Origin of the sequence: Nocardioides sp. LMS-CY (genome assembly GCF_018732145.1) — a bacterium.
Classification (GTDB): Bacteria; Actinomycetota; Actinomycetes; order Propionibacteriales; family Nocardioidaceae; genus Nocardioides; species Nocardioides soli.
Genome location: NZ_CP076104.1, coordinates 846,364 through 870,344, shown reverse-complemented (window position 1 = coordinate 870,344; position 23,981 = coordinate 846,364). Strand labels below are relative to the sequence as shown.

Annotated in this window: 23 protein-coding genes and 1 pseudogene; 3 read left to right on the top strand and 21 right to left on the bottom strand. The window is 70.4% G+C overall.

Annotation, left to right across the window (positions count from 1 at the left end; genetic code table 11):
• The first annotated feature begins 12 nt into the window (after positions 1-12).
• Positions 13-921, top strand: coding sequence for an EamA family transporter RarD (gene rarD, locus KM427_RS04180; RefSeq protein ID WP_215526359.1), 909 nt, complete (start codon positions 13-15; stop codon positions 919-921).
• 3 nt (positions 922-924) lie between these two features.
• On the opposite strand, the gene KM427_RS04175 is transcribed toward rarD, so the two are convergent.
• From KM427_RS04175 to KM427_RS04085, 19 genes and pseudogenes are all read right to left on the bottom strand, one after another.
• Complete coding sequence (locus tag KM427_RS04175; RefSeq protein ID WP_215526358.1) at positions 925-1,929, bottom strand: polyprenyl synthetase family protein; 1,005 nt, start codon at positions 1,927-1,929, stop codon at positions 925-927.
• Complete coding sequence (gene nuoN / locus KM427_RS04170) at positions 1,926-3,524, bottom strand: NADH-quinone oxidoreductase subunit NuoN (RefSeq protein ID WP_215526357.1); 1,599 nt, start codon at positions 3,522-3,524, stop codon at positions 1,926-1,928. The genes KM427_RS04175 and nuoN overlap by 4 nt, the downstream gene beginning before the upstream one ends.
• Before the next feature lie 159 nt (positions 3,525-3,683).
• The gene (locus KM427_RS04165; RefSeq protein ID WP_215526356.1) at positions 3,684-5,210 is read right to left on the bottom strand and encodes an NADH-quinone oxidoreductase subunit M; all 1,527 of its coding nucleotides are present in this window, start codon (positions 5,208-5,210) and stop codon (positions 3,684-3,686) included.
• On the bottom strand, positions 5,207-7,138 hold the full coding sequence (nuoL, locus tag KM427_RS04160; protein WP_215526355.1) for an NADH-quinone oxidoreductase subunit L: 1,932 nt from the start codon (positions 7,136-7,138) through the stop codon (positions 5,207-5,209). Before nuoL ends, KM427_RS04165 begins: the two co-directional genes overlap by 4 nt.
• Positions 7,139-7,149: 11 nt before the next feature.
• Positions 7,150-7,443, bottom strand: coding sequence for an NADH-quinone oxidoreductase subunit NuoK (nuoK, locus tag KM427_RS04155; RefSeq protein WP_183593791.1), 294 nt, complete (start codon positions 7,441-7,443; stop codon positions 7,150-7,152).
• 5 nt (positions 7,444-7,448) lie between these two features.
• Positions 7,449-8,276 carry an NADH-quinone oxidoreductase subunit J gene (locus KM427_RS04150; protein ID WP_183592750.1) on the bottom strand — a complete coding sequence of 276 codons (828 nt, stop codon included), beginning with the start codon at positions 8,274-8,276 and terminating at the stop codon, positions 7,449-7,451.
• Positions 8,276-8,854: an NADH-quinone oxidoreductase subunit NuoI gene (gene nuoI, locus KM427_RS04145; protein WP_183592749.1), complete on the bottom strand. Its 579-nt coding sequence runs from the start codon at positions 8,852-8,854 to the stop codon at positions 8,276-8,278. The genes KM427_RS04150 and nuoI overlap by 1 nt, the downstream gene beginning before the upstream one ends.
• On the bottom strand, positions 8,854-10,131 hold the full coding sequence (nuoH, locus tag KM427_RS04140) for an NADH-quinone oxidoreductase subunit NuoH (protein ID WP_215527510.1): 1,278 nt from the start codon (positions 10,129-10,131) through the stop codon (positions 8,854-8,856). Before nuoH ends, nuoI begins: the two co-directional genes overlap by 1 nt.
• Positions 10,132-10,148: 17 nt before the next feature.
• On the bottom strand, positions 10,149-12,572 hold the full coding sequence (locus KM427_RS04135) for an NADH-quinone oxidoreductase subunit G (RefSeq protein WP_215526354.1): 2,424 nt from the start codon (positions 12,570-12,572) through the stop codon (positions 10,149-10,151).
• Positions 12,569-13,879 (bottom strand): NADH-quinone oxidoreductase subunit NuoF, encoded by a 1,311-nt coding sequence (gene nuoF, locus KM427_RS04130; protein WP_215526353.1) that lies wholly within the window; start codon positions 13,877-13,879, stop codon positions 12,569-12,571. The genes KM427_RS04135 and nuoF overlap by 4 nt, the downstream gene beginning before the upstream one ends.
• Positions 13,876-14,523 carry an NADH-quinone oxidoreductase subunit NuoE gene (gene nuoE / locus KM427_RS04125; protein WP_215526352.1) on the bottom strand — a complete coding sequence of 216 codons (648 nt, stop codon included), beginning with the start codon at positions 14,521-14,523 and terminating at the stop codon, positions 13,876-13,878. Before nuoE ends, nuoF begins: the two co-directional genes overlap by 4 nt.
• On the bottom strand, positions 14,520-15,863 hold the full coding sequence (locus KM427_RS04120; RefSeq protein ID WP_215526351.1) for an NADH-quinone oxidoreductase subunit D: 1,344 nt from the start codon (positions 15,861-15,863) through the stop codon (positions 14,520-14,522). Before KM427_RS04120 ends, nuoE begins: the two co-directional genes overlap by 4 nt.
• Before the next feature lies 1 nt (position 15,864).
• A complete protein-coding gene (locus tag KM427_RS04115; protein ID WP_215526350.1) occupies positions 15,865-16,578 on the bottom strand; it encodes an NADH-quinone oxidoreductase subunit C in 714 nt (237 codons plus the stop codon).
• The gene (locus KM427_RS04110; protein ID WP_215526349.1) at positions 16,575-17,129 is read right to left on the bottom strand and encodes a NuoB/complex I 20 kDa subunit family protein; all 555 of its coding nucleotides are present in this window, start codon (positions 17,127-17,129) and stop codon (positions 16,575-16,577) included. Before KM427_RS04110 ends, KM427_RS04115 begins: the two co-directional genes overlap by 4 nt.
• A gap of 45 nt (positions 17,130-17,174) precedes the next feature.
• Entirely contained in the window at positions 17,175-17,534 is a 360-nt protein-coding gene (locus KM427_RS04105) for an NADH-quinone oxidoreductase subunit A (RefSeq protein ID WP_183592742.1), read from the bottom strand.
• Positions 17,535-17,933: 399 nt separating this feature from the next.
• Positions 17,934-18,356, bottom strand: a pseudogene (locus KM427_RS04100) (class I SAM-dependent methyltransferase); the annotation flags it as partial.
• A 134-nt stretch (positions 18,357-18,490) separates the two neighbouring features.
• Positions 18,491-19,093: a hypothetical protein gene (locus tag KM427_RS04095; RefSeq protein WP_215526348.1), complete on the bottom strand. Its 603-nt coding sequence runs from the start codon at positions 19,091-19,093 to the stop codon at positions 18,491-18,493.
• The gene (locus tag KM427_RS04090; RefSeq protein ID WP_215526347.1) at positions 19,060-19,410 is read right to left on the bottom strand and encodes a hypothetical protein; all 351 of its coding nucleotides are present in this window, start codon (positions 19,408-19,410) and stop codon (positions 19,060-19,062) included. The genes KM427_RS04095 and KM427_RS04090 overlap by 34 nt, the downstream gene beginning before the upstream one ends.
• A gap of 192 nt (positions 19,411-19,602) precedes the next feature.
• On the bottom strand, positions 19,603-20,292 hold the full coding sequence (locus KM427_RS04085; protein ID WP_215526346.1) for a demethylmenaquinone methyltransferase: 690 nt from the start codon (positions 20,290-20,292) through the stop codon (positions 19,603-19,605).
• A 144-nt stretch (positions 20,293-20,436) separates the two neighbouring features.
• On the opposite strand from KM427_RS04085, the gene KM427_RS04080 reads away from it, so the two are divergent.
• Positions 20,437-21,267 carry a L,D-transpeptidase family protein gene (locus KM427_RS04080; RefSeq protein ID WP_215526345.1) on the top strand — a complete coding sequence of 277 codons (831 nt, stop codon included), beginning with the start codon at positions 20,437-20,439 and terminating at the stop codon, positions 21,265-21,267.
• Positions 21,268-21,296: 29 nt separating this feature from the next.
• On the opposite strand, the gene KM427_RS04075 is transcribed toward KM427_RS04080, so the two are convergent.
• On the bottom strand, positions 21,297-21,926 hold the full coding sequence (locus tag KM427_RS04075) for a hypothetical protein (protein WP_215526344.1): 630 nt from the start codon (positions 21,924-21,926) through the stop codon (positions 21,297-21,299).
• 64 nt (positions 21,927-21,990) lie between these two features.
• On the opposite strand from KM427_RS04075, the gene KM427_RS04070 reads away from it, so the two are divergent.
• Positions 21,991-23,217: an isochorismate synthase gene (locus tag KM427_RS04070; RefSeq protein WP_215526343.1), complete on the top strand. Its 1,227-nt coding sequence runs from the start codon at positions 21,991-21,993 to the stop codon at positions 23,215-23,217.
• Positions 23,218-23,297: 80 nt separating this feature from the next.
• Here KM427_RS04070 and KM427_RS04065 read toward each other — a convergent pair whose 3' ends face one another.
• Positions 23,298-23,933, bottom strand: a complete 636-nt coding sequence (locus KM427_RS04065) for an MBL fold metallo-hydrolase (RefSeq protein WP_215526342.1) — start codon at positions 23,931-23,933, stop codon at positions 23,298-23,300.
• Between the last annotated feature and the right edge of the window lie 48 nt (positions 23,934-23,981).

The following is a 23,981-nucleotide window of genomic DNA, read 5'->3' as shown; positions in this document are numbered from 1 at the left end:
TATCCTGGGTCGGTGCCAGACCAGCGCCGCGGCTTCCTCCTGGGCGTCGCGGCGTACGGTCTGTGGGGCCTGTTCCCGCTCTACTGGCCGCTCCTCGAGCCGGCCGGGGCGTTCGAGATCCTCGCCCATCGGGTGCTGTGGTCGTGCCTGACGATGCTCGCGCTGATCGTGCTGGTGCGGCGTACGCCGCAGCTGCGGGCGATCGCGCGGGACCGCCGGGTCCGGGTCGTGCTGACCATCGCCGCCGTCGTGATCAGCGTGAACTGGGTGACCTACATCTGGGGCGTCAACAACGGCCGGGTGGTCGAGACGTCGCTCGGCTACTTCATCAACCCGCTGGTGACCGTGCTCATGGGTGTGCTGATCCTGCACGAGCGCCTGCGGCCGGCGCAGTGGGTCGCCATCGGCATCGCGATCGCGGCCGTCGTCGTGCTCACGCTCGACTACGGGCGCCTGCCGTACGTCGCACTGGTCCTCGCGCTGTCGTTCGGCAGCTACGGACTCTGCAAGAAGACCGCGAACGTCGGCGCGACCGAGAGCCTGACCTTCGAGACGGCGGTCATCGGGCCGTTCGCCCTCGTCTACGTGCTGTGGCTGGGCGCCACCGGGTCGTCCAACTTCGGCAACCACGGCACCGGACACGCGCTGCTCTTCCTCACCACCGGCATCATCACGGCCGTGCCGTTGATCTGCTTCGGCGGCGCCGCCACCCGCGTCTCGATGGTGACCCTGGGCCTGCTGCAGTACCTCACCCCGATCCTGCAGTTCGGCCTCGGCGTGTTCTGGTTCCACGAGCAGATGCCCGCCGGCCGCTGGATCGGCTTCGTGCTGGTCTGGGTTGCGCTCGTCATCTTCACGGTCGAGGCGATCAGCCACCGGCGACGGCAACTGCGCCTGACCGTCGAGGCCTCCGCCGTCTGAGGACTACGCGGAACGGGTGGCGACGATGTCGGCGAAGGCCTCGAGCGCGGCGCGCACCGGGCCCTCGGGGACGGGGACGAGCCGGGCCTTGGCCCGCTCGGCCTCGGCGACGACGTACGCCCGAGCCTCCTCGATGGCGGGGTGCTTGCGCAGCAGGTCGAGCGCCTCCGCATGGCGCTCGTCGTCGCTCAGGTCGCCGTCGAGCAGCTCGCGAAGGCGGGCGTCGGCGGGGTCGGTGGAGGCCAGTGCCATCAGCACGGGCAGCGTCCGGACGCCCTCACGCAGATCGGTGCCGGGGGTCTTGCCCGACTCGCCCTGGTCGGAGGCGATGTCGAGGATGTCGTCGGAGAGCTGGAACGCCGACCCGACGATCTCGCCGTACGCCGTGAGCGCCTCCTCGACCTCACGGCTGGCACCGCCGAAGCGGGCGCCGTAGCGCGCCGAAGTGGCGATCAGCGAGCCGGTCTTGCCGGCGACGACCTCGAGGTAGTGCTGGAGCGGGTCCTCGTCGGGTCCGGCCGCGATCGTCTCGAGGATCTGCCCCTCGACCAGGCGGGTGAAGGTCTGCGCCTGGATGCGCACCGCATCGGCGCCGAGCTCGGCGGTGAGCTCGGAGGACTTCGAGAACAGGAAGTCGCCGGTGAGGATCGCGACGTGGTTGCCCCAGCGCGAGTGCGCGGTGTCGGCGCCGCGGCGCAGGTCGGCCTCGTCCATGACGTCGTCGTGGTAGAGCGACGCCAGGTGGGTCAGCTCGACCACGCAGGCCGCGGTGATCACCTCGTCGGCGTCGGGCCGGTCCCCCGCCTCGGCGGCGAGCAGCACCAGCAGCGGCCGGAACCGCTTGCCGCCCGCCTCCATGAGGTGGCTCGCCATCTCCGTCACGAACTCGGCGCGGCTGCGGACGTGACCTGCCAGCGCGTCCTCGACGAGGCCCAGGCGCTCACGAAGCCTCGTGGCCAGGGCCTCGTCACCGACGGGGAGAGCGAGAGCGGCAGATCCTGTCGTCACCTGAGGAATTGTCCAGCATGGTCGGCCAGCGTGAGAACCGGCCCAGGTACGACGCCGAGCACGAGCGTCGCGGCGAGCCCGACGGCGATGGTCAGCGAGGTGAGCACCGAGGGCCGGGTGACACTCGCGACCTCGCCCTGCTCGGGGCCGGCGTCGACGAAGAACATCAGCACGATCACGCGGACGTAGAAGAACACCGCGATGATGCTGCACACGATCGCCGCGAGCACGACCGGCCAGGCGCCGGCGGCGAGCGCGACGGTGAAGACCGCCCACTTGCCGACGAAGCCCGCGGTCAGCGGAATGCCGGCCATCGAGAGCAGGAAGAACGCGAACAGGCCGGCGACGAGCGGCGAACGGCGGCCGAGGCCGCGCCAGCGGGTGAACGCCGAGGCCTCGCCCGAGGAGTCGCGCACCAGGGTCACGACGGCGAAGGCGCCGATGATCGAGAAGGCGTAGGTCACCAGGTAGAAGAGCACCGCCTGGGTCGAGGTGATCTCGCCGTCGGAGAGCTCCGAGGCCTGCTGCACGCCGAGCACGCCGGTCAGCAGGAAGCCGGTGTGCGCGACCGACGAGTAGGCGAGCATCCGCTTCATGTCGGTCTGCACGATCGCGAGCACCGCGCCGACGAGCATCGTGAGGATCGCGACCACCCAGAGCATCGGCTGCCAGCTCCACCGGTCGGCGCCGAGCGCGACGTAGAAGAGCCGCAGGATCGCGCCGAACGCCGCGATCTTCGTGCCGGCCGCCATGAATGCCGTCACCGGCGTGGGTGCCCCCTGGTAGACGTCGGGCGTCCAGTTGTGGAACGGCGCCGCGCCGACCTTGAAGAGCAGGCCGACCGACAGCATGCCGACGCCGATCAGCAGCAGCGTCTGGTTGCCCAGGTCGTTGCGGACCGCCTCGTTGATGTTCGCGAACTCCATCGAGCCGGCGAAGCCGTACATCAGTGCGGCGCCGTAGATGAAGAAGCCGGAGGAGAAGGCGCCGAGCAGGAAGTACTTCAGCGCCGCCTCCTGGCTGAGCAGCCGGCGCCGGCGGGCGAGGCCGCAAAGCAGGTACAGCGGCAGCGAGAGCACCTCGAGCGCGACGAACAGCGTGAGCAGGTCGTTGGCCGTCGGGAAGAGCAGCATGCCGAAGACCGCGAACATCAGCAGCGGGTAGACCTCGGTGTGCTCCAGCCCGCGGGTGGACGCCTGGCGCTCGGCCTCGGTGCCCGGGAGCGCGGCGGCCTGGCCGGCGAACGCGGACACGCCGCCCTCGATCCGGCGCTCGGCGAAGAGCAGGACGCCGGCGAGCGCGCAGACCAGGATGACGCCCCAGAGGAAGACCGCCGGACCGTCGACGACCAGCGTGCCCTCGACGTCGATGGCGCCGCGGGCGGCACCGTCGCCGTGGTCCGCCAGGCCGCGCCAGACGAGGACGGTCCCGACCAGCGCGGCCACGAGGCCGCCGCCGGTGAGCACGGTCTGGACGAGGAAGCGCCGCTCGCGCGGCAGGAACGCCTCGACGATGACACCGGCACAGGCCACGGCGAAGACCAGGATCAGCGGCCAGATGTCGCCGTACTCGATGGTGGGCTTGGTGAAGTCCATAGCGTTGTCTCCTTACCGCTGACCGTCGCGAGCGGCGGCCTGCGGGATGCCTGGCAAGGCGGACGAGGGAGGCGTGGCGGAGCCACGACGACCGAGGACAACGCCGTCCAGGCGCCCGCAGGTCGTCGCGCAGCAGGTCGTGCGGTGAGGAGACATCGCTTAGTGAGCACCTTCCTCGGCCACCGGCACGGTCGGCGGGTCGTCGGTCACGCCGACGTGCTGGAGCAGCGAGTCGACGGTCGGGTTGACGGCGTCGAGCATCGGCATCGGCCAGAAGCCGAAGACCACGAGCGCCGCGATGAGCGGCACGACGGCGACCAGTTCGCGCCGGCCGAGATCGCGGATCGCCTCGTCACCGGGCACCGACGGTCCGGTCATCGTGCGCTGGTAGAGCCAGAGCACGTAGATCGCCGCGAGCACGATGCCGGTGACGGCCACCGCTCCGACCCACCAGTGGTAGTCGAAGGCGGCGATCAGCACCAGGATCTCGGAGACGAACTGGCTCAGCCCGGGCAGGCCGAGGGTGGCCAGGCCGGCGATCAGGAACAGCCCGGCCAGCACCGGCGCCCGACGCTCGACGCCGGTGATCTCGCTGATGAGGGACGTGCCCTTGCGCTGGATCAGGTAGCCGGCGAGCAGGAACAGCGCTGCGGTGCCGATGCCGTGGTTGACCATGTAGAGGATCGAGCCGGAGCCGCCCTGGCTGGTCAGCGCGAAGATGCCCAGCGTGATGAAGCCGAAGTGGCTCAGCGAGGTCAGACCGATCAGACGCAGGATGTCGTCCTGGCCGATCGCGAGGAACGCGCCGTAGACGATGGAGATCAGCGCCAGCGTGACCACCACGGGGGTCGCCCACTCCGAGGCGCCCGGGAAGAGCCCGAGGCAGAAGCGCAGCATCCCGAAGGTGCCGATCTTGTCGAGGATGCAGACCAGCAGCACGCTCGTGCCGGGGGTGGCCTTCTCGGTGGTGTCGGCCAGCCAGGTGTGCAGCGGGAACAGCGGCGCCTTGACCGCGAACGCGATCATGAAGCCCACGAAGAGCCAGCGCTCCCAGGCGGTGCTCATGTCGAGCTGCTGCAGGTCGGAGAGCAGGTACGACGGCGAGCCGGCGTCGGCCGAGACGACGTAGAGCCCGATCACCGCGGCGAGCAGCACCAGGCCGCCGCCGAGCTGGTACATCAGGAACTTCAGCGCCGCGTAGCCGCGACCCTCACGCCCGAAGCCGCCGATCAGGAAGTACGCCGGGATCAGCGTGGCCTCGAAGACGACGTAGAAGAGGAACACGTCGGTCGCGAGGAACACGCACAGGGAGAACGCCTCGAGTGCGAGCGCCCAGGCGAAGAACGCCGTCGGGTTGCGGTCACCCTCGTGCCACGCGGCGACGAACACGATCGGCACCAGGCCGACGGTCAGCAGGATCATCATCAGGCCGAGCCCGTCGACACCGAGGGCGTAGTGGACGCCGAAGGCCTCGATCCAGGTGTGGGTCTCGGTCAGCTGCATGCCCGCGCCCGCGTCGTACTGCGCCGCGATCACGATGCCGACCACCGCGGTCAGCAGCGCGAACGCCAGCGCGACCTGCTTGGGCAGCGGGGTGTGGCGGCTCGCCTTGGGCAGGAACGCCGTGACCAGCGCGCCGACGAGCGGCACGAGGATCAGGACGGTGAGCCAGGGGAAGTCGTTCACGCGAGATTCACCGCCAGGAGGGCCAGGGCGACCAGGAGCGCGCCACCGAGGATGGACAGGGCGTAGGTGCGGACGAAGCCGTTCTGGACGCGGCGGGCGAACCCGGCGAACCCGCCGAGCGCGACCGGGCCACCCGTGAACACGCCGTCGACGACGTACTTGTCGGTGATCAGCAGTGCCGTCGTGAGCTCCCGACCCGGGTTGACCACGAGGGTGTCGTTGATCTGGTTGCCGTAGACCTCTTCACGGCCGGCCTTGGTCACCCAGGAGACGTCCTGCGGAGCCTCGCGCGGGACCTCGCGCTTGCCGATCAGGAACCAGGCGAGTGCCACGCCGACGGCCACCACGCAGACCGCGATCACCGTGATGGCGAGCGCCGGGAGCGGTGGGTCCTCGTGTGGTGCTACGCCGGTCACCGGCGCGAGGAAGTCGACGATCCAGTCACCGGCGATCATCACGCCACCGAGCACCGACAGCGCGGCCAGCACGATCAGCGGCACCGTCATCACGGAGGGCGACTCGTGCGGGTGCACGTCCTTCTCCCAGCGCTTGTCGGTGAAGAAGGTCATCAGCATCATCCGGGTCATGTAGAAGCCCGTGATGCCCGCGCCGAGCAGCGCGCACAGCCCCACGAGCCAGTTCTCGGCGAGCGCGGTCTCGATGATCTTGTCCTTGGACCAGAAGCCGGAGAACCCGGGGAAGCCGATGATCGCGAGGTAGCCCATCGCGAACGTCAGGAACGTCACCGGCATCATCTTGCGCAGCGCGCCGTAGTGCCGCATGTCGACGTCGTCGTCCATGCCGTGCATCACCGAGCCGGCCCCGAGGAACATGTTGGCCTTGAAGAAGCCGTGGGTCAGCAGGTGGAAGATCGCGAACGCGTAGCCGGCGGTGCCGAGACCGGCGCCGAGCATCATGTAGCCGATCTGGCTCATGGTGGAGCCGGCCAGCGCCTTCTTGATGTCGTCCTTGGCGCAGCCGATCCACGCGCCCCAGAGCAGCGAGATCACCGCGACGATCACGACGACGGTCTGCGCGTCGGGGGCGAGGTCGAAGACGAAGTTGGAGCGGACGATCAGGTAGACGCCCGCGGTCACCATGGTCGCGGCGTGGATGAGGGCCGAGACCGGGGTCGGGCCCTCCATCGCGTCGAGCAGCCAGGCCTGGAGCGGGAACTGCGCCGACTTGCCGCAGGCGCCGAGCAGCAGCAGCAGGCCGAGGATCGTCATCGTGGTCTGCGACGCCTCGCCGGCCCCGGCGCTGATCACCGTGAAGCTGGTCGAGCCGAAGGTGATGAAGAACAGCATGATCGAGAGCGAGAGGCCCATGTCGCCGACGCGGTTGATCACGAAGGCCTTCTTGGCCGCCGCGGACGCGGACGGCTTGTGCTGCCAGAAGCCGATCAGCAGGTACGACGCGAGGCCGACGCCCTCCCAGCCCAGGAACAGTCCGAGGTAGTTCTCGGACAGCACGAGCATCAGCATCGCCGCGACGAAGAGGTTCAGGTAGGCGAAGAACCGGCGCCGCCGCGGGTCGTGGGCCATGTAGCCGATCGAGTAGACGTGGATCAGCGAGCCCACACCCGTGATCAGCAGCAGGAACAGCGCCGACAGCGGGTCGTAGAGCAGGTCCATGCCGACGTCGAGGTGGCCGGTCTGGAACCAGGTGTAGAGCTCCTGGACCACCTGGCGGTCGTTGTCGTCGCGGCCGAGCAGCGAGATGAACATCGCCAGCGAGATCGCGAACGAGCCGATCGGCAGCGCGGTGCCGAGCAGGTGGCCCCACCGGTCGGTGTACTTCCCACCGATCAGCAGCACCGCCGCGCCGGCGAGCGGGAGCGCGATCACCAGCCAGAGCAGCGAGAACACGCCGTCCGCGGAGGTCGGGTCGACGACCGGGATGCCGCCGCCTTCGTGGAACGCATACATCTACGCGACTCCTAGTACTTCAGCAGGCTGGCGTCGTCGACCGAGGCCGAGCGACGGGTCCGGAAGATGGTCATGATGATCGCGAGCCCGATCACGACCTCGGCCGCGGCGACGACCATCACGAAGAACGCCGCGATCTGGCCGTCGAGGTTGCCGTGCTGCTTGGCGAACGCGACCAGCGCGAGGTTGGAGGCGTTGAGCATCAGCTCGACGCACATGAACACCACGATCGCGTTGCGGCGGGTCAGCACGCCGACGCAGCCGATGGTGAACAGGATCCCGGACAGGACGACGAAGGGGGTCACGTCGCTCACTCGTGCTCACCTCCGGTCGCGGGGGCCTCCTCGGTCGTCGACGCCGGCGGTGCCGCGTCGCGACCGGCGTGCGGCGCCCAGCCGATCTGGTTCTCGATCTCCTCGATGTCGTCGGCCATCGCCGGGGCGGAGCGCACGGTGCCGCGGGCCGCGAGCACCCGCGAGACCGAGGACTCCGCGGCGGTGCCGTCCGGCAGCAGCGCCGGGGTGTCGACCGCGTTGTGACGGGCGTACACACCCGGAGGGGGCAGCGGGCCGAGGTGCGCGCCCTTGTCGGCGTACTCCTGGAGCCGCTGCGCGGCCCGCTCGGCCTGGCCGACCCGCGGGGTCAGCCGCTCGCGGTGGGCGAGCACCATCGCACCCACGGCGGCGGTGATCAGCAGGGCGCTGGTGGCCTCGAAGGCGAACACGTAGCGGGAGAACAGGATGTTGGCGAGCGCCTGGACGTTGCCGGGCGCATTCGCCTCGTCGAGCCCCACCGCGGTGCCGAGCGAGACCTGGCCGAGGCCGGTGACGAGCAGGACGCCGAGGGCGACGCCGCCCACGATCGCGAACGCCCGCTGGCCGCGGATGGTCTCGACGACCGAGTCGGACGCGTCGACGCCGACCAGCATCAGCACGAACAGGAAGAGCATCAGGATCGCGCCCGTGTAGACGATGATCTGCACCGCGAAGAGGAACGGCGCCTCCAGCACGAGGTAGAGCACCGCGAGCGAGATCATCACGACCGCCAGCAGCAGGGCCGCGTGCACGGCCTTGCGGACGAAGAGCAGGCCGAGGGCGGCGATCACCATGATCGGCGCGAGGATCCAGAAGGCCACCATCAGGCATCGCCTCCCTGGGCCGGCGCGGGCGCGGAGAACTCGCCGCGGTAGTAGGCGCCCTCGTCGTCGCCGAGCCGCATCGGGTGCGGCGGCTGCTCCATGCCGGGCAGCAGCGGGGCGAGGAGGTCGGACTTCTCGTAGATCAGGTCGGCGCGGTTGTCGTCGGCCAGCTCGTACTCGTTGGTCATCGTCAGCGCCCGGGTCGGGCACGCCTCGATGCACAGGCCGCAGAGGATGCAGCGCAGGTAGTTGATCTGGTAGACGCGGCCGTAGCGCTCACCGGGGCTGAACCGGCCCTCCCCGTCGGGGTCGTCGCTGTTCGATGCGCCCTCGACGTAGATCGCGTCGGCGGGGCAGGCCCAGGCGCACAGCTCGCAGCCGATGCACTTCTCGAGGCCGTCGGGCCAGCGGTTGAGCTGGTGTCGTCCGTGGAAGCGCGGAGCCGTGGGCTGCTTGTCGAACGGGTACTGCTCGGTGACGACCTTCTTGAACATGGTCCGGAAGGTCACCCCGAACCCGGCGACCGGGTCCCAGAACTGCTCCTTCATGGACTTGGACTCTGACTTCGGCTGGGCCATCAGCCCTCACCTCCGGTGACGGTGGAGCTCGAGGTGCGGAACGCGAGCGGCTGGGCGGCGCCGCGGACGGCGCCCCCGGCGGGCATCGGCGGCACCGGGTACCCGGTCGGGGCGGCCTCGGCCTCGGCGTCGGCCTCCCCCTGCTCTCCCTCGCCGACGAAGAACAGGACGAGGAACACGACGGCGAGGATGCCGATGCCGATCAGGATCCAGCGCCGGTCGACGCCACCCTCGAGCGAGATCGCGCGGATGGTCGAGACGGCGACGATCCAGAGCAGGGCGACCGGGATCAGCCGCTTCCAGCCGAACGCCATGAACTGGTCGTAGCGCAGGCGGGGCAGCGTGCCGCGCAGCCAGATGAAGATGAAGACGAAGAACATGACCTTGCCGAAGAACCACAGCAGCGGCCAGTAGCCCTCGTTGGCGCCCGCCCACACGTGGTCGATCCAGAACGGCGCGTGCCAGCCGCCGAGGAACAGCGTGGTCGCGAGCGCGGAGACCGTGGCCATGTTGATGTACTCGGCCAGGAAGAACAGCGCGAACTTCAGCGAGCTGTACTCGGTGTGGAAGCCGCCGACCAGCTCGCCCTCGGCCTCCGGGAGGTCGAACGGCGCGCGGTTGGTCTCGCCGACCATCGCGATGCAGTAGATGACGAACGACGGGGCGAGGATCAGCCCGAACCACAGGTCGTCCTGGGCGGCGACGATCTCCGAGGTCGACATCGAGCCGGCGTACAGGAAGACCGCGACCAGGGCCAGGCCCATCGCGACCTCGTAGGAGATCATCTGCGCGCTCGAGCGCAGGCCGCCGAGCAGGGAGTACGTCGAGCCGCTGGACCAGCCGCCGAGCACGATGCCGTAGATGCCGATCGACGCGATCGCCAGCACGAACAGCACGGCCACCGGCATGTCGGTGAGCTGCAGCGGCGTCTCCTGACCGAAGAAGTTCACGGTCGGACCGAACGGGATCACGGCGAACGCCACGAACGCCGGCACCGTGGCCATGATCGGCGCCAGGATGAAGACCAGCCGGTCGGCGGCCTTCGGGGTGACATCCTCCTTCAGCGCCAGCTTCACGCCGTCGGCCAGCGACTGGAGCAGGCCGAAGGGTCCGTTGACGTTCGGGCCGATGCGGTGCTGCATCCGCGCCACGACCCGGCGCTCCCACCAGATGTTGAACAGGGTGAGCAGCACCAGGACCAGGAAGATCAGCACCGTCTTGAGGCCGATGACCCACCAGACGTCGTTGCCGAACGCATCCAGCGAGTCGGCGGCCATCGGGAGTACGGAGGTGCTCACCGGTCGGCTCCCTTCGCGATCATGACCCGGCTGCCGGGCGAGGCCAGGTCGGCCAGCACGCCCCTGCCGAACGAGTTGCCCGGCACCCAGACGACGTCGTCGTCGAGGTCCGCCGGCTCCGCCGGCAGCGTCACCGAGCCGCGGTCGCCGGTGAGCGTCACGGTGCTGCCGTGGGCGTCGTACGTCGCCTGGCTCATCCGCGCGACCGGAGCGCGACCGGTGGCGCGGTAGGCCTTGTCACCGTCCTGCATCGAGCCGTTGTCGATCATCAGCTTCCAGGTCGCGAGCGCGAACCCATCGGTGGTGGAGGAAGACGCGCTAGCGCCTGCCTCGAACCCGCCGTCGAGCGTGGCACGTGCGCCGTCCCAGGGACCCATCTCCGCCATCTCGGCGCGCGCCTCGGCGACCGTGCGGAAGCCGAGCGGCCGACCCCGGCCCAGTGCGCTGAGCTCCTCGGCGATGCCGGAGAGGATGCGCAGGTCGGGCAGCGAGGAGGGGCTTGAGAAGACCGCCTCGAACGGGCGCGGGCGCCCCTCCCAGGTGACGAACGTGCCGGCCTTGTCGGCGGCCGGAGCGACCGGGAACACCACGTCGGCGGCCCGGGTCACGTCGGTCTCGCGCAGCTCGAGCGCGACGACGAACGTCGCGGCCTCGATCGCGGCGCGGGTGGCGGCCGGGTCGGCGGTGTCGTCGGGGTCGACGCCGCCGATCACCAGTCCGCCGAGCTCGCCGGAGCGCAGCCCGGCGACGATGCCGTCGGCGTCGCGACCGGGGGTGTCCGGCAGGTCGGTGCCCCAGTCGGCGCCGGCGTCGACGCGGGCGCCGGCGTCGGCGACCGGGCGGCCACCGGGCAGCAGGTTCGGCAGGCAGCCGGTCTCGACGGCCCCGCGGTCGCCGGCCCGGCGCGGCACCCAGGCCAGCCGGGCGCCGGTCTTCGCGGCCACGCTGGCGGCGGCGCTGAGCGCACCGGGCACCGTGGCGAGGCGCTCGCCGACCAGGATCACCGCGGTGCTGTCGATGCCGAAGTCGGCGTGGCCGACCAGGGCCTCGAGCGCGGCGGCCTCACCGCCGGGCGCGGTACGGATCAGCTGGCCGTGCATCTTGGCCAGGCCGCGGGAGGCGTACGGCGCGATCGACACGACGCGCGTGCCTGCCTCACCAGCGGCCTTGCGCAGCCGCAGGAAGATCATCCCCGCCTCGTCCTCGGGCTCGAGCCCCGCGAGCACGACGGTCGCGGCCGACTCGAGGTCGGCGTACTCCACCGGCGTGCGCAGCACGACCTCGGCGGCCAGGAACGCCGCCTCCTCCGCGGAGTGCGGCCGGGCCCGGAAGTCGATGTCGTTGGTGCCGAGCGTGACGCGGGCGAACTTGCTGTAGGCGTAGCCGTCCTCAGCGGTGATCCGGCCACCGGTCAGCACGCCCGTGGCACCGGCGTTGCGGAGCCCGCGGGCCGCGACCGCGAAGGCCTCGGCCCAGGACGCCGGGCGCAGCTCACCCCTGCCCCCGTCCGGCAGAGTCTCGCGGACCTGCGGGTAGCTGAGCCGGTCGGGCTCGGTCGCGTAGTGGAAGCCGAAGCGGTCCTTGTCGGTGATCCACTCCTCGTTGACCTCGGGGTCGTTGCCGGCCAGGCGGCGCATCACCTTGCCACGGCGGTGGTCGATGCGGATCGCGGAGCCGCAGGCGTCGTGCTCGGCGACACCGGGCGTCGAGACCAGGTCGAACGGGCGCGACCGGAACCGGTAGTCGGCGCTGGTCAGCGCGCCGACCGGGCAGATCTGGATGGTGTTGCCGGAGAAGTAGGACTCGAACGGCTCGCGCTCGTAGATGCCGACCTGCTGCAGCGCACCGCGCTCGACCAGCGCGATGAACGGGTCGCCGGCGATCTGCTCGGAGAAGCGGGTGCAGCGCGCGCAGAGCACGCAGCGCTCGCGGTCGAGCAGCACCTGGGCCGAGATGTTGATCGGCTTGGGGTAGGTGCGCTTGACCCCGCCCCGCGCCGAGAAGCGCGAGTCGGCACGGCCGTTGCTCATCGCCTGGTTCTGCAGGGGGCACTCGCCACCCTTGTCGCAGACCGGGCAGTCCAGCGGGTGGTTGATCAGCAGGAACTCCATGATCCCCTGCTGCGCCTTGTCGGCGACCGGGCTGGTGGCCTGGGTGTGGACGACCATGCCCTCGGCGACCGGCAGCGTGCAGGAGGCCTGCGGCTTCGGGAACCCGCGGCCGTTGCCGGCGTCGGGCACCTCGACCAGGCACTGGCGGCACGCGCCGACCGGGGCGAGCAGCGGGTGGTCGCAGAAGCGCGGGATCTGGACGCCGACCTGCTCGGCGGCCCGGATCACCAGCGTGTCCTTCGGGACGCTGACCTGGACGCCGTCGATGGTGAGCGTGACGAGGTCCGTCGTGGCGGGGGTCTGCGTCATGCCGTCACCTCCTGTCCTGCCCAAGCGGTCGAACGGGCCGGGTCGAAGGGACACCCGCCCTGGGTGAGGTGCGCGATGTACTCGTCCCGGAAGTACTGGATCGAACTGGCGACCGGGCTGACCGCGCCGTCGGCGAGCGCACAGAACGAACGGCCCAGGATGTTGTCGCACTGGTCGAGCAGCAGGTCGAGGTCCTCCTCGGTGCCCTCGCCCTTCTCCAGCGCGGCCAGCACCTGCACCAGCCACCACGTGCCCTCGCGGCACGGGGTGCACTTGCCGCAGGACTCGTGCTTGTAGAACTCCGTCCAGCGCAGCACGGCGCGCACCACGCAGGTGCTGTCGTCGAAGATCTGCAGCGCCCGGGTGCCGAGCATCGAGCCCGCGGCGCCGACGCCCTCGAAGTCCAGCGGGACGTCGAGGTGCTCGGCGGTCAGCAGCGGGGTGCTGGAGCCGCCGGGCGTCCAGAACTTCAGCTCGTGGCCCTCACGGATGCCACCGGCCAGGTCGATCAGCGTGCGCAGCGTGATGCCGAGCGGCGCTTCGTACTGCCCGGGCTTCTGCACGTGCCCCGAGAGCGAGAAGATGCCGTAGCCCTTGGACTTCTCGGTGCCCATCGACGAGAACCAGCCGCGACCGTTGGCGATGATGCTCGGCACCGACGCGATCGACTCGACGTTGTTGATCACCGTCGGGCTCGCGTAGAGGCCGGCGACGGCCGGGAACGGCGGGCGCAGCCGGGGCTGCCCGCGCCGGCCCTCGAGGCCCTCGAGCAGCGCGGTCTCCTCGCCACAGATGTAGGCACCCGCACCGGCGTGCACGACGATGTCGAGGTCGTAGCCGGAGCCGTGGATGTTCGTGCCGAGGTGGCCGGCCAGGTAGGCCTCCTGCACCGCGCGCTGGACGCGGCGGATCACGTGCAGCACCTCGCCGCGGATGTAGATGAACGCCTGGTGGGCGCGGATCGCGTAGCTGCTGATGATCACGCCCTCGACCAGCGTGTGCGGGCTGGCCATCATCAGCGGGATGTCCTTGCAGGTGCCCGGCTCGGACTCGTCGGCGTTGACGACGAGGTACTTCGGGTTCGGGTTGTCCTGCGGGATGAAGCCCCACTTCATGCCGGTCGGGAAGCCGGCGCCGCCGCGGCCGCGCAGGCCGGACTCCTTGACCTCCTCGATGACCGCGTCGGGCGCCATCGCGAACGCCTTGTCGAGGGCCCGGTAGCCGCCGCGGGCTTCGTACGCCGCCAGCGTCCAGGCGCGCTCGTCGCCCCAGTTGTCGGTGAGGACGGGGGTCAGCGTGTTCGTCACTTCTCCACCTCCGGCGCGGTCCAGCCGTTCTCGCGCGCGATCTCGAGGCCGACGAGCGAGGCCGGGCCGGCGGCCGGGCCCTCGTCGGCGAGGTCGTCGGGGAAGCCGGCGAGCACGCGCTCGGCCTCGCGCCAGGTGACGATCCGCGGGCCGCGGGTGGAGCGGACCTCCTTGCCCTCGCGGAGGTCGTCGACCAGCTCGACGGCCGACTCCGGGGTCATGTTGTCCATGAACTCCCAGTTGACCATCATCACCGGGGCGTAGTCGCACGCCGCGTTGCACTCGACGTGCTCGAGGGTGATCTTGCCGTCCTCGGTGGTCTCGTCGTTGCCCACGTCGAGGTGGCACTTGAGCTTGTCGAAGATGGCGTCGCCGCCCATCACCGCGCACAGCGTGTTCGTGCAGACGCCGACGTGGTAGTCGCCGACCGGACGCCGCTTGTACATCGTGTAGAACGTCGCGACGCCGCTGACCTCGGCGGCGGAGATGTCGAGGATCTCGGCGCAGACCTCGATCCCCTCGGGCGTGATCCGGCCCTCGACCGACTGCACCAGGTGCAGCATCGGCAGCAGGCCCGAGCGGGCCTCGGGGTAGCGGGCCGCGATCTCGCGCAGCTCGCCGACGGTCTCCTGGGTGAGTGTCATCGGTCGACGCCTCCCATCACGGGGTCGATGGATGCGATCGCGACGATCACGTCGGCGACCATGCCGCCCTCGGCCATCACGCTGGTGGCCTGCAGGTTGGTGAACGACGGGTCGCGGAAGTGCGCGCGGAAGGGCCGGGTGCCGCCGTCGGAGACGACGTGGGCGCCGAGCTCGCCGCGGGGCGACTCGACCGGCACGTACACCTGGCCGGCCGGCACCCGGAAGCCCTCGGTCACCAGCTTGAAGTGGTGGATCAGCGCCTCCATCGACTCACCCATGATGTGGCGGATGTGGTCGAGGCTGTTGCCCATGCCGTCGCTGCCGATGGCGAGCTGGCTCGGCCACGCGATCTTCTTGTCCGCGACCATGACCGGGGCGCCGTCGAGCTTCGCGAGCCGGTCGGCGGCCTGCTCGACGATCCGCAGCGACTCCCACATCTCGTTGAGCCGGATCCGGAACCGCCCGTAGGAGTCGGAGGTGTCCCAGGTCTGGACGTCGAAGTCGTAGGTCTCGTAGCCGCAGTAGGGCTCGGTCTTGCGCAGGTCCCAGGGGTAGCCGGTGCTGCGCAGCACCGGGCCCGACATGCCGAGCGCCAGGCAGCCGGCCAGGTCGAGGTGACCGACGCCCTCCAGACGGGCCTTGAAGATCGGGTTGGCGTTGCAGAGGTCGGCGTACTCGGGGAGCCGCTTCTTCATCAGCGCGATGAAGCTGCGGATCTCGTCGAGCGCACCCGGGGGCAGGTCCTGGGCCACGCCGCCGGGGCGGATGAACGCGTGGTTCATGCGCAGGCCGGTGATCAGCTCGAAGAGGTCGAGCACGAGCTCGCGCTCGCGGAAGCCGATCGTCATCACGGTCAGCGCGCCGATCTCCATGCCGCCGGTCGCGATCGCGACGAGGTGGGAGGAGATGCGGTTCAGCTCCATGAGCAGGATCCGCATGACCTGGGCCTTCTCGGGGATGTCGCCCTCGATGTCGAGCAGCCGCTCGACGCCGAGCACGTAGCTCATCTCGTTGTAGAACGGCGAGAGGTAGTCCATCCGGGTGCAGAACGTGACGCCCTGCGTCCAGGAGCGGTACTCCATGTTCTTCTCGATGCCCGTGTGCAGGTAGCCGATGCCGCAGCGGGCCTCGGTCACCGTCTCGCCCTCGAGCTCGAGGATCAGGCGGAGCACGCCGTGCGTGGACGGGTGCTGCGGACCCATGTTGACGACGATCCGCTCCATCACCTCGTCCTCGGCGAGGCCCTCGGCGATGGAGTCCCAGTCCTGGCCGGTGACGGTGAAGACGCGACCCTCGGTGGTCTCGCTGGAGCCGGCGTAGAGGTCTTCGGTGGTGCTCATGTCAGTTGTAGCTCCGTCGCTGGTCGGGCGGCGGCACGCTGCCGCCCTTGTACTCCACGGGAATGCCGCCCAGCGGGTAGTCCTTGCGCTGAGGGTGGCCCGGCCAGTCGTCGGGCATCAGGATGCGGGTGAGCGCGGGGTGGCCGTCGAAGACGATGCCGAACATGTCGAAGGTCTCGCGCTCGTGCCAGTCGTTGGTCGGGTAGACCGAGACGATCGACGGGATGTGCGGGTCGCTGTCGGGCGCGGTGACCTCGAGCCGGATCCGGCGGTTGTGGGTCATCGAGAGCAGGTGGTAGACCGCGTGCAGCTCCGCGCCGGTGTCGTCGGGGTAGTGCACCCCGCTGACGCCGGAGCAGAACTCGAAGCGCAGCCGCTCGTCGTCGCGGAGCACCTGCGCCACGGTCAGCAGGTCCTCGCGGCGGACGTGGAAGGTGATCTCGCCACGGTGGATCACGACCCGCGGGGTCGCCACCTCGAGACCCGCCGCCCGGCCGGCCTGCTCGAGCGCGTCGGCGACCTCGTCGTGCCAGCCGCCGAAGGGGCGCTGCGCGTCACCCGGGTAGAGGATCGGCTTGACGAGCCCGCCGTACCCGCTGGTGTCGCCGGAGCCGCGGACGCCGAACATCCCGTGGCGTACGCCGACCTCGTGCACCTCTCCCGCCTGGGCGGGGACGTTCTCGGGGGTCTGGTCGGTGTGGTCGTTCTCGCTCACCGCAGCAGTCCCTTCATCTCCGAGGTCGGGAGCGCGCGCAGCGCCTGCGTCTCGAGCTCCTCGACCTCACGCGCCCGGTTGGCGCCCAGCTTGGTGTTCTGCACCTGGTCGTGGAGCTTGAGGATCGCGTCGATGAGCATCTCGGGACGCGGCGGGCAGCCAGGCAGGTACATGTCGACGGGCACGACGTGGTCGACGCCCTGGACGACGGCGTAGTTGTTGAACATGCCGCCGCTGCTCGCGCAGACGCCCATCGCCAGCACCCACTTGGGGTTCGGCATCTGGTCGTAGATCTGGCGCAGGACCGGGGCCATCTTCTGGCTCACCCGGCCGGCCACGATCATCAGGTCCGCCTGGCGCGGGCTGGCCCGGAAGACCTCCATGCCGAAGCGGGCGAGATCGTACTTCGGGCCGCCGGTGGTCATCATCTCGATGGCGCAGCAGGCCAGACCGAAGGTCGCGGGCCAGAACGACGCCTTGCGCATGTAGCCGGCGACGCCCTCGACGGTCGTCAGCAGGACGCCGCTCGGGAGCTTCTCCTCAATTCCCATGAACATCTCCTCCAGCTGAGGGCGGGCAGGGCGACATCGCGGGCCTCAGTTCCAGTCCAGGCCGCCGCGGCGCCATACGTAGGCGTAGGCGATGAAGACCGTGGCGATGAAGAGGACCATCTCGGCGAGCCCGAAGAGCAACAGCTGGTCGAACTGCACGGCCCAGGGGTAGAGGAAGATGATCTCGATGTCGAAGACGATGAAGAGCATCGCGGTGATGAAGTACTTCACCGGGAAGCGGCCACCGCCGAGCGGCTGCGGCGTGGGCTCGATGCCGCACTCGTAGGAGTCCAGGCGGACCCGGTTGTAGCGCTTGGGCCCCACCACCGCGCTCATGATCACGGAGAAGACCGCGAACGCCCCCGCGAGGACGGCCAACGCCAGGACCGGCGTGTAGAGCTCCATGCTTCGCCTCTCTTCCGGACCGTCTTTCCCGGGCCGTCTTGTGACCTTGTGAATGGAATCACTAAGTGGTCCGGGGGCCATCTAACCACTTCGAAAACGCCGCTGCACCCCCGGGGGACCCCGGCGACCGGGTTGCCGCCATCGGTCCCGGAATCGGCGCCTGACCTGCGCATTTAGCGCATGGGAGCGTGCCTTAATTCGGAGGATGGGGGTGGCTGAGGTGCGAGCGCAGCGAGCCTCGAAACCACCCGCCACCGCAGCGCACGCCGACGGCGGAGACGGCTGCTTCTCGACTCACGAGGTTTCGAGGCTCGGGCCTGGCGGCCCTCACACCTCAACCGGCGTCCCGGGGTCTCGGGTCGGGCGGCCCTCACACCTCCGCCAGCGTGGCGGTGCGGCTCAGCGGGTGCCGCGGTGCAGGGCGACGATGCCGCCCGACAGGTCGCGCCACTGCGGCCGCTGCCAGCCGGCCGCACCGATCAGGTCGGCCAGGCCGCGCTGGTCGGGCCAGGCGCGGATCGACTCGGCCAGGTAGACGTAGGCGTCGGGCGCGGAGGAGACCGCGCGGGCGATGGGCGGGAGCGCCCGCATCAGGTACTCCAGGTAGACCGTGCGCCACGGCGCCCAGGTCGGATGGCTGAACTCGCAGACGACGAGGCGACCGCCCGGCCTCGTGACCCGGCGCAGCTCCCGCAGCCCGGCCTCGGGGTCGACGATGTTGCGCAGCCCGAACGAGATCGTGACCGCGTCGAAGCTCTCGTCGGCGAACGGCAGCTGGGTGCCGTCACCGGCCGTGAACGGCAGGTGCGGCAGGGCTGGCTTACGGTGCTCGCGCCGGCGATGTCGGAGCCCACAGGACGGAACCTGCGCGGACCCCCTGAATGCCTCAGTCGAAACTCTGCTCGGACCACCGACCTGGCCGCTCTTGGCCGTGGCGTGTGCCGGCGCTGAGGCACTTAGTGGTTATAAACGGCCTCAATGACGTTGTAGTCGTGGGGCGTGGCTGTGTCGACATAGGGGGCGCCGCCCTTCATACAACTGCCGTCCTGGCTTCCCTCCCACAGCACGCCAGTCGCGTGACCCAGTTCATGGCAGGTGACCTCCCGCCGTAACGCGGTGGTGTAACTATACGCATTGTTTAGTTCCACTGTCATGGAACCGTGCACGATATGCAAAGTCGCCCAGTTCACGTTGTACGTAGTCACACCTCGACCCACGCCCGGATTGTTGATAGTCGTGACGGGGACGCAATGAAGCGCGCTAGGTGTGCAATTTCCCGGCAAGAGATAGTAGGGCCGATAGTAGGCGGGGCGATTGTCCCACGGTCCGGCTATCATCGAGGCGACCGGCCAATTGGGGCCCGTGTGGTCGACGAAGTACACCTGAGCAACGGCTGTCGCGGTCGGCGTGTTGCGGTCCCAGTGTTGGTCCAACCTGTGGTCCGCCCGAGCCGGCGCCGCGATCGACACGCCGGCCACCAGCATCATCAGGACCGGAAGGGCGGCCGCCCGCAACCTTGCGCGCATCAGCGTCCCACCACCATCGACTTGTCGGCGCACCGATCTTCGCCTCGCACGATCTCTCCCAGTTCATCGCCCGACTTCAGATCTGCCTTATCCGAGGGCTCAACGGGCTGACCCAAGACCACTGTGACCTCGGCATCGCCGAGGTTGGCGCAGACATAGACGTCGGGGATCCCTGCGGGATCGATCTGCTTCTCGAATGCCTGCAATTCAGTCAGGTCGCTGACGGTTTTGTCTGCTCGATCGTGGGGCGCTTCCGGAATGACGTTCCCCTGCTCGTCGATGCGCTGCTGGTACTCCGTGCCGTCCGTCGGCCTGTGATCGTCATGTGCATACGACGGGATGTATGCCACCCCAGCACCTACTACCGCCAGTACACATCCCGAGAGGAGCAGGTGTCTGCGCGTCGTCATACCGGGGAGCATGGGCGCTTCTCGCAGATTAGTCAAGAAGAACTTGACGAGTTTTGCCAACACGCACTCCCCGTGGCCATGCCGACAGACACGCCCGCGGCCCTCACACCTCAACCAGCGTGGCGGCGTGGCTCAGCGGGTGGCGCGGTGCAGGGCGACGATGCCGCCCGACAGGTCGCGCCACTGCGGCCGCTGCCAGCCGGCCGCACCGATCAGGTCGGCCAGGCCGCGCTGGTCGGGCCAGGCGCGGATCGACTCGGCCAGGTAGACGTAGGCGTCGGGCGCGGAGGAGACCGCGCGGGCGATGGGCGGGAGCGCCCGCATCAGGTACTCCAGGTAGACCGTGCGCCACGGCGCCCAGGTCGGATGGCTGAACTCGCAGACGACGAGGCGGCCGCCCGGCCTCGTGACCCGGCGCAGCTCCCGCAGCCCGGCCTCGGGGTCGACGATGTTGCGCAGCCCGAAGGAGATCGTGACCGCGTCGAAGCTCTCGTCGGCGAACGGCAGCTGGGTGCCGTCGCCGGCCGTGAACGGCAGGTGCGGCAGGGCCTGCTTGCCCACCCGCAGCATGCCGAGCGAGAAGTCGCACGGGACGACGGTGGCGCCCGCGTCGGCGAAGGGCTGGCTCGACGTACCGGTGCCCGCGGCGAGGTCGAGCACCCGCTCTCCCGGCCGCGGAGCGACCGCGGCGATCACGGCCCGGCGCCACCGGCGGTCCTGGCCCATCGACAGCACGTCGTTGGTGACGTCGTAGCGGCGCGCGACCGCGTCGAACATGCGACGGACGTCGGACGGCTGCTTGTCGAGCTCTGCGCGGACCACGCGGAGAGACTACGGGCCGGGCGTGGGGGCCCCGGCATCGGTCACGAGTTGGTCACGACGCGGGCGACGCGCCGCCCGAATGCAACCGAAGCGCCCGTCGGGGCGTCACCCTCGTGTCCGCCTCCCACTTCCCCAGGAGTGCCCATGCTGTTCGTGCGTCGCCTGCTGCTCGGCCTCGCGATCGCCGCCCTGCTCTGCGCGGCGGCCGTCGTCACGGGTGACGCGCTCCACGACGGCCCGACCGGCCGCCCGGCCGCGGTCGGCACCGCCGGCCCCGAGGCGGCGGTGGCCGCGAGCACGACGTACCCGCCGGCCAGGGCCCGGGTGCCCCGCATCGAGGCGGGGCCGACCCTGCTCGGCCCCGGCGACCGCGGCCGGCCGGTCCGCGATCTCCAGGCGCGGCTGCGGCAGATCGACTGGTTCCAGTCCGACGTGACCGGCTTCTACGGCCGCCTCACCACCACGGCCGTGCGGGGCTTCCAGGCCAAGCGCGGCATCCCGGTCACCGGAGTCGTCGACCGGCGCACGCTCGCGCGGCTGCACGCGATGACCGCGAAGCCGACCCGAGCGGAGCTGCACAACCGCGCCAACGCGCCGGGGGCGCTCGACCCGCGCTGCCGGGTGGGCCGGGTGCTCTGCATCGACAAGACCAGCTCCACGCTCCGGTGGGTGGTCGACGGGCGGGTCCGGCAGACGCTCGACGCCCGCTTCGGCGCGGCCGCGACCCCCACCCGCGAGGGCGTCTTCCACGTCTACCTCAAGAGCGCCGACCACGTGTCGCGGCTCTACGGATCCGCGATGCCGTTCGCGATGTTCTTCTCCGGCGGGCAGGCCGTGCACTACTCCTCGGACTTCGCCGCGGTCGGGTACGCCGGGGCGTCCCACGGCTGCGTGAACATCCGCGACTACGACGGCATCGAGCGCCTCTTCGGGCAGGTGCGCCTCGGCGACGCCGTCGTCGTGTACTGGTCCTGACCGTCCTCGCCGCGGGCGAGCGGCCGGGCTCAGCCCTCCTGGAGGCTGTCGAGCAGGTCGTCGGCGATGCCGACGAGGTCCTCGGCCGAGACCGCGCCGGAGCCGACCTGCGCGGTCAGCCCGTCGTGGGTGACCTGGCACTGGCTGAACACCGGCTCGCCGGCGTCGCCGCCCATCGCCTGGCCGAAGCTGAGGATGCAGACCCCGTCGCCGACCTGGGTCATCTCGGTCGGCGCCTGGCCGCCGGTGTTCTCCGGGTCCGGCAGGTTGTTCGGGGCGAACGCGCCGCCCTCGGACTGGAAGACCTGCACGAAGATCGCCTGGGCGCCGTCCGCGACGTACGTGCGGGTGGCGGCCGCCCGGCCGAGCACCTCGGGCAGCACCTGGTTGCCGTACTCGGCGTTGGCCTTCTCCTGCTTGACGATCTCGTCGGCCTGCTCCGCGAGCTCGCCACCCTCGAACGCCTTCGGGTCGTCGGACGCGATGTAGCCGCCCGGCAGGGTGTCGGGCAGCGTCAGCGTCATGTCGCTCTGGGTCGACTCCTCGCCCTGAGCCTTCGGCAGGCCGATCGCGAACGCCGCGACCACGCCGAGGATCACGATGCCGAGGAGGATGCCGACCAGGGTCGACGTGCGGCTGGTAGACGTGGGGGTGCTCACGTCCCGCGAGGCTACCTGCCCCGTCGAGGCGGGTTTCGGCCGGGTGCGTGAGTAGTCTCGGCCCGTGACGCTCACCGTCCGCACGGTCCACCTCGACTCGGCTCAGGCCACGCGGCTCCTCGACCTGGTCCCGGCCGACCGTCCGGTGACCTGGCTGCGCCGCGCCGACGGCCTCGTCGGCTGGGGTGTCGCCGCCGAGGTCCGCACCCGTGGCGCGACCCGGTTCGCCGACGCCGACAAGTGGTGGCGCGAGACCACCGCCCGTGCGGTCGTGCACGACGTGGTCGGTGAGCCGGGCACCGGCCCGGTGGCCTTCGGCACGTTCGCGTTCGCCGACGAGCCCGGCGAGTCGGTGCTCGTCCTGCCGCGCGTCGTCGTGGGGCGCCGCGGCGACGTGGCCTGGCTGACGGTCGTCGGCGACGACCCGGTCCCCGACCTCGCGCCGGCCGACCCGCCGGCCCCGCCGTCGGGGGCGAGCTTCGCCGACGGCGCCCTCAACGGCGAGCAGTGGATGTCGGCGGTCGCCGACGCCGTCGCGCGGATCGGACGCGGCGACCTGGAGAAGGTCGTGCTGGCGCGCGACCTCGTCGTCACCGCGGACGAGCCGATCGACGTGCGCTGGCCGCTGCGCCGGCTCACCGAGCAGTACCCGATGTGCTGGACCTTCCACGTCGACGGGATGTTCGGCGCCACCCCCGAGATGCTGGTGCGCCGCGAACGCGGCCTGGTCACCTCGCGGGTGCTGGCCGGCACCATCCGGCGTACCGGCGACGACGAGCGCGACCTGGCCCTCGCCGCCACCCTCGCCCGCTCGTCGAAGGACCTCGAGGAGCACGAGTACGCCGTGCGCTCGGTCGCCGACTCCCTGGAGCCGCACTGCTCGTCGATGAACGTGCCCGAGGCGCCGTTCGTGCTGCACCTGCCGAACGTCATGCACCTCGCGACCGACGTCGCGGGCGTGGTGCACGACGCGGCGACCGTCTCCTCGCTGCAGCTCGCCGAGGCGCTGCACCCCTCCGCCGCCGTCGGCGGCACCCCGACCCCGGCGGCCACCGCCCTGATCGCCGAGATCGAGGGCATGGACCGCGGTCGCTACGCCGGGCCGGTGGGGTGGATGGACGCCACCGGCGACGGCGAGTGGGGCATCGCGCTCCGCTCGGCCGTCATCGCCGGGTCGACCGTCCGCCTCTTCGCCGGCTGCGGCATCGTCGCGGACTCCGACCCCGAGGCCGAGCTGGCCGAGGCGCAGGCGAAGTTCGTGCCGGTGCGGGACGCGCTGACCGCGGGTTGACCGGGTGCAGGGATACCCGGTGCACCGGGTATTCCTGCACATCTCCGGCGTTGCAACCCCCGAGAAGCGCAGGAACAGCCCTAGAGGTCCTCGCCGTCGGCGCGGCGGACGTACTCCAGGCCCTCGTTCGGCAGGAACGCGTTCATGTGCTGCTCGAGGATGCCGTGGGCGACCTCGGTGTAGATCCGGTCGTGGATGGCGAGGTTGCGCGGCGCCTTGACCGCCCGGGCGAACTCGACCGCCTCCGACGCCTTGAGCCAGGGCGCCGACGACGGCACGAGCAGGACGTCGACCGCCTCGCCGGGCTCGGTGAGCGCGTCGCCCGGGTGGTAGACCTTCGTGCCGCCGGCGTCGACGACGTAGCCGCTGTTGGTGATCCGCGGGAACTCCGGGTGGATCACCGCGTGCAGCTCACCGACGGCGCGCACGGGCAGGCCCACGTCGAAGGTGTCCCCCGGCGCGACGACCGTGATCCGGTCGGCCAGGGCGGGGGCGTCCTCGCGGATCTTCGCGGCGACCGCCGCGATCGTGAAGATCGGCGCGGCCGCGGCGGCCAGGTGGTCGGCCAGGTAGTGGTCGAAGTGCTCGTGGGTGATCAGTACGGCGTCGGCGCCGTCGACCGCGGCCGGGTCGGTGAAGGCACCCGGGTCGACCACCACCGTGGTGCCGTCGTGCTGGATCCGGACGCAGGCGTGGCCGAACTTGGTGATCCGCATGCGTGCCACGGTAGCGCCGGCGGCGCATCCGCTCCCTACGATGCTCAC